General features: G+C 62.7%; 4 protein-coding genes and 1 pseudogene. 2 read left to right on the top strand and 3 right to left on the bottom strand.

The window, feature by feature from the left end; genetic code table 11:
- Positions 1-829: fatty acid desaturase family protein (locus EOD15_RS28430; RefSeq protein WP_127409055.1), on the top strand; the 829-nt coding region annotated here is incomplete at its 5' end.
- A 12-nt stretch (positions 830-841) separates the two neighbouring features.
- Here the strand turns inward: EOD15_RS28430 and EOD15_RS28425 are convergent.
- The 3 genes from EOD15_RS28425 to EOD15_RS28415 all read right to left on the bottom strand — a co-directional run bounded on the left by EOD15_RS28425 (position 842) and on the right by EOD15_RS28415 (position 4,645).
- On the bottom strand, positions 842-2,983 hold the full coding sequence (locus EOD15_RS28425; protein WP_127409054.1) for an EAL domain-containing protein: 2,142 nt from the start codon (positions 2,981-2,983) through the stop codon (positions 842-844).
- Between the two features lie 166 nt (positions 2,984-3,149).
- Positions 3,150-3,785: an HD family hydrolase gene (locus EOD15_RS28420; RefSeq protein WP_127322742.1), complete on the bottom strand. Its 636-nt coding sequence runs from the start codon at positions 3,783-3,785 to the stop codon at positions 3,150-3,152.
- A complete protein-coding gene (locus tag EOD15_RS28415; protein WP_127322741.1) occupies positions 3,785-4,645 on the bottom strand; it encodes a folate-binding protein YgfZ in 861 nt (286 codons plus the stop codon). The genes EOD15_RS28420 and EOD15_RS28415 overlap by 1 nt, the downstream gene beginning before the upstream one ends.
- Before the next feature lie 21 nt (positions 4,646-4,666).
- On the opposite strand from EOD15_RS28415, the pseudogene EOD15_RS28410 reads away from it, so the two are divergent.
- A pseudogene (locus EOD15_RS28410) lies at positions 4,667-4,936 on the top strand (dihydroorotase); the annotation flags it as partial.

Below are 4,936 nucleotides of genomic sequence, written 5' to 3'. Positions count from 1 at the left end.
GTCTGATGTTGCGGGCCTCGTTCAGCTTGCTGCTCATTGGGGCGCGATCGTGGTCGTCGGATCGCTGATCGCCGCCAAGGTGCCGTTCTGGCCACTGCTGATGCTGCCGCAAGGTATCCTCATCGTCTTCCTGTTCACGCTGCTGCACGAGACGGTTCATCGTACGGCTTTCGAGGCGCAATGGCTGAACGATGCCGGGGCGCGGGTGTGCAGCCTGGCGATCGCGCTCCCGGCCGACTGGTTCCGCTACTTCCACTTCGCCCACCATCGATACACGCAAGATCCCGACAATGATCCGGAACTGGCGTTCCCCAAGCCGGAGACATGGCGGCAATACCTCGTCCACATATCCGGCATCCCGTTATGGTGGGGCCACCTGAAGACGCTTTATGCCAACGCGGCGGGCGGTGGTCGCGAAAGCTACGTTCCGCCAAAGGGCTATGACAAGGTGCGCATCGAGGCACGCGCCATGATTGCCTTTTATGCCGTGATCCTTCTGCTGGCCGTCTATTTCCGGCTCTCGGTGCTTGTCTATGTCTGGATCTTGCCCGCTCTGTTGGGGCAGCCGTTTCTGCGCCTCTATCTCTTAGCCGAGCACGGCCGTTGTCCGTTCGTCGCCAACATGCTGGAGAACACCAGGACCACGCTGACCAATTGGCTGGTCCGCAGGCTGGCGTGGAACATGCCGTTCCATGCCGAGCATCATGCCTATCCAGGCGTGCCGTTTCATCAACTGCCGCGGTTTCATGCGCTGATCGAGCGGCATCTCAAGATGGTCGAGCCCGGCTATGTCAGCTTCCACGGCAAATACATCGACACGCTGCGTTGACGATGGCCGGCCTCAGCCGGTCTGGCTGTGCAGCGCTCGGGATTTCAATAGACGCTGGATCTCGGCGGCCGTTGACGGCACGCCGATCAGATAGCCCTGCGCCTCTGTACAGCCATTGCCGCGCAGGATGTCGAGTTGCACCTCGGTCTCGACCCCCTCGGCGGTGACAGTGATGCCAAGCTCGGCGCCCAGCCCGATGACGGTGCGAACGATCGCCGCGGCGTCACGATTGCCCAGGTCGTGGATGAACGAACGATCGATCTTGATCTTGTCGACGGGAAAACGCCTGAGATAGCCGAGCGAGGAATAGCCGATGCCGAAATCGTCCAGCGCGATGCGGATGCCGAGTTCGCGCAACTGCCGCAGCGTCCTCAGCACCGCCTCGCTTTCGTCCATTAGCACGGTTTCGGTGATTTCCAGCTCCAACCGATCGGCTGGCACGCCGGAGAAAGCCAGCGCCGAGATGACGCTGCGGGCGAAGCTGCCGCTTTTGAGTTGCACGGCCGAGACATTGACCGCGACGCGCAGGCCGGCGGGCCAGTCGGCCGCCGCCGTGCAGGCTTTCCTCAGCGCCCATTCGCCAAGCGGCACGATCAATCCGGTTTCTTCGGCGGCCGGAATGAAGCTGTCCGGCGCCACCGTGCCGCGTGTCGGCGAATGCCAGCGCATCAAGGCTTCGGCGCCGACGATCTCCCCGGATGCGATGTTCATGATGGGCTGGAAGTCGAGGTCGAATTCCTGGCGCGGCAGCGCGGTCTCGAGGTCGATCTCCAGCGCACGCCGTGCCTGTACCATAGCGTCCATTCCGGGTTCGAAGAACCGATACTGATTGCGCCCTTCGCTCTTCGCCCGGTAAAGCGCTGTATCGGCGTTCCTCAGCAGCGTGTCGGCATCTCCACCGTCGTCGGGGAAAACCGCGATGCCCAGGCTGATGCCGACATGCATCTCGCGGTTCTTGTCGCGGAACGGTTTTCCGATTGTCTCGACGATGCGCTTCGCGAGTTTTTCTGCATTGGCAATGCCCTTGAAGTTGAACTGGATGATGACGAATTCGTCGCCGCCGAAACGGGCGACGACGTCGGTTTCATTGTGCAGGCAGCGCTGCAGCCTCTCGGCCACGCTCTTCAACAGCCAGTCGCCGGCCGGATGTCCCCAGGTGTCGTTGACCGCCTTGAAGCGATCGAGATCGAGCGAAAAGATTGCCAGCGGCGTGACCGCCGTGGCTTCCAGCGCAAGGTCGAGCCGTTCGCGAAACATCGAGCGGTTGGGCAGTCCCGTCAGCGTATCGTGATGCGCAAGATGGGTCATGCGCTCTTCGGTGCGGCGACGTTCTGTGACGTCGTCGAAGGTCACTACCCAGCCGCCGCCGTTCATCGGCCGGCGTGTGACCAGAACCGTCCTGCCGTCGGTAAGATGCCGGTAGGCCGAATGCATTTTTGCCGCCGTCAGGCAGGCTTCGGTCTTGGCGACTTCGCTGTCGACGTCGATCTCCGTATAGATGCCGAGTTCCAGCAATCGTTCGAGCGCCTCGCGGTGCGTCGTTCCAAGCGGGAAGTCTGCCGCGGTGACATTGTAGAGTTCAAGAAAACGCCGGTTGCGCACGATCATCTTGCCGTCGGCGCCGTACATCAGCAGGCCTTGCGACATGTTGGCAAGCGCTGCGTCGAAGCGGCGGTGCTGCTCCTTGAGATCCTCTTGCGCGCGGCGCTGCTCGGTGATGTCCTCGTAGATCGAGACCCAGCCGCCCAGAGCCAGAGGGCGGTGCGAGATGCTGACGATGCGGCCGTCCGACAATGTTTCTTCGTAGGTCGAGGGCTTTGCCTGATCGATATAGGGCTTGCGGATGGCGTAGAGTTCGTCGGCGGTTTGCGAGGCGATGCCGATATCGACGCTGTGGCGCAGAATGTCGAGGAACCGGATGCCGGGCCTTATGACGCTGGCTTCGAGGCAAAAGATGTTCAGGTAGTTGCCGTTGCAGATGATCATCCGCTCGTCGGCGTCGAACATGCACAGGCCGTGCGACATGTTCTCGACCGCAGCCGAAAAGCGTTGGTTCTGCTCGCGCAGTTCGTCTTCCATGTGGCGGGAGCGGTCCATGCCTTCGGCCTCCCGTTTCGGGATGGTCGGACCATCCTTGGCATCAGCGACGGGCATGAGCGCGCCTGCGGACCGTGATCGAACGCGCTATTGTGGCCGCCGCCGGTTAATTTAGCGTTTTAATGCATGTCGCCCAAAAGTGACCTCGGTTTTGGGGGAAACGACATGCATAAAAACAAAGACCTAAAGCGCGGCGCATGAATCCGTTTCAGCGCGACGCGCTTTAGCCGATTGCGGTTGCCGAAACCTGGTGCCGCGACGTCTCGATCGCGGAAAACCGCTTCAGGAACGCATTTTGCGCCCAGGTCACCGAGCGTGGCGTGAAATCGAAGCGGTCGGCATTGAAGCCGCGCGGACGGCCGAAGAACTCGGTCGCCTCGGCGGTCGAAAAGCCGGCAAGCAGCGTTGCCTCGAAATAGGCGGCGATCTGGTCGGCGCGCTTGATCTCTTTGCGCAGCGCAGCACTTGGCTCCGGCGGCAGCGAGAAGCGCAGATGGATGGCGCGCTGCAGCCGTAACTCACAATCCTTGTAGCTGCCGCCCATCACCGATTTGAACGGCGAGATCATGTCGCCGATGACATATTCGGGGGCGTCGTGCAGCAGGGCCGCCAACCGGGCGTCGGCCGAAGCCTCGGGTACCAGGTCGCGGAACAGCGCTTCGACCAGCAGCGAGTGCTGGGCAACCGAAAAAGCATGCTCGCCGCTGGTCTGGCCGTTCCAGCGGGCAACGCGGGCGAGCCCGTGCGCAATGTCTGAAATTTCGATGTCGAGCGGCGAGGGGTCGAGCAGGTCGAGCCGGCGGCCCGACAGCATGCGCTGCCAGGCGCGTGCCGGCGCGCCGACGCGGTCGGCCGCCATCAGGCCTCCTCCGCGCTGACGGCTTCCTGCGGGAAGGCGAATTTTGCCCAACCGGGAATGGCCAGCGTAACCGGAACGTCCCCGGCCATGATCGACTGGCCGGCGTCGAGCGCCGCCTTGACCCGGTCGATGCGCGCAATGGCCAGACCGGTCGTGTCGACGGTCGAGCCGAGCGTGCCAACCGGCCTGCCTGCGACGGTCAGCTCGGTGCCGGGCGCGGGTAGGGGCCTGTCGGCCGATGCAATCAGCACGCGCCGCCTGGCCGTGCCGCGATGCTGCATGCGCGAGACGACCTCCTGGCCGACATAGCAGCCCTTCTTGAAGCCGACGCCGCCGGTTTCGTCCAGCAGCACGTCGTGAGGGAAGGCGTCTCCGAGTTGGTAGTCGCTGCCGCTTTCGGCAATGCCGCCGGCAATGCGGAAGGCTTGCCACGCGGCAAGATCGCTGCGCTCATCTGTTTCGCCATAGGAACGCGTGACGGCACCCTTCGGAAAGCGCGTGTCGGCGGCCGCCGTTGAATCGGATTGCGAGGGTGTTGATTCATGTCCCCATGCAACGGTGACAAATGCCTGATCGGATTTGGCAATCTCGACCTTGGCGCGCAGTTTGTAGAGCGTCAGCCGGCGTATGAAATCGTCCGATATGTCGGCGCGGCATTCGAGCCAAAATGCATTCTCGCCGGTGCGGGAGATCAGGAAATCGAACAGGATCTTGCCTTGCGGCGTCAGCAGCGCACCGGGCTTGGCTTCGCCGGGAGCCAGGATGTCGAGATCGGTGGTCAGGATGTTCTGCAAAAAATGCTCGGCATCCGGACCTGATACGGAAATGAGGGCGCGGTCTTTGAGCTGGGCAAAGGGCATGGGCGGAAAAGCAACCTGATCTTGCAAAACGGTCGGCCTTTACGTAAGCCGCTGGCACTCCCCCCGCAAGAGAGCATGGCCATGATCTACGACCTCATCCTGACAGGCGGCACCGTGGTCAACCACGACGGCGAAGGGGCTCGCGACATCGGCGTGAAGGGCGGGCGCATCGCCGCCATCGGCGATCTCCGCCAGGCCTCGGCGGGCGAGACGATCGATTGCCGCGGCCTGCATATCCTGCCGGGCGTCATCGACAGCCAGGTGCACTTTCGTGAGCCGGGATTGGAGCAC

Source organism: Mesorhizobium sp. M7A.T.Ca.US.000.02.2.1 (assembly GCF_003996995.1).
Classification (GTDB): domain Bacteria; phylum Pseudomonadota; class Alphaproteobacteria; order Rhizobiales; family Rhizobiaceae; genus Mesorhizobium.
This window is presented reverse-complemented; position numbering and strand designations above follow the sequence as displayed.

Bases quoted from the DNA above. Each gene is read 5' to 3' on its own strand.
- EOD15_RS28420 (WP_127322742.1), bottom strand. From the start codon at position 3,785: ATGGCGGCCGACCGCGTCGGCGCGCCGGCACGCGCCTGGCAGCGCATG.
- EOD15_RS28415 (WP_127322741.1), bottom strand. From the start codon at position 4,645: ATGCCCTTTGCCCAGCTCAAAGACCGCGCCCTCATTTCCGTATCAGGT.
- EOD15_RS28425 (WP_127409054.1), bottom strand. From the start codon at position 2,983: ATGCCCGTCGCTGATGCCAAGGATGGTCCGACCATCCCGAAACGGGAG.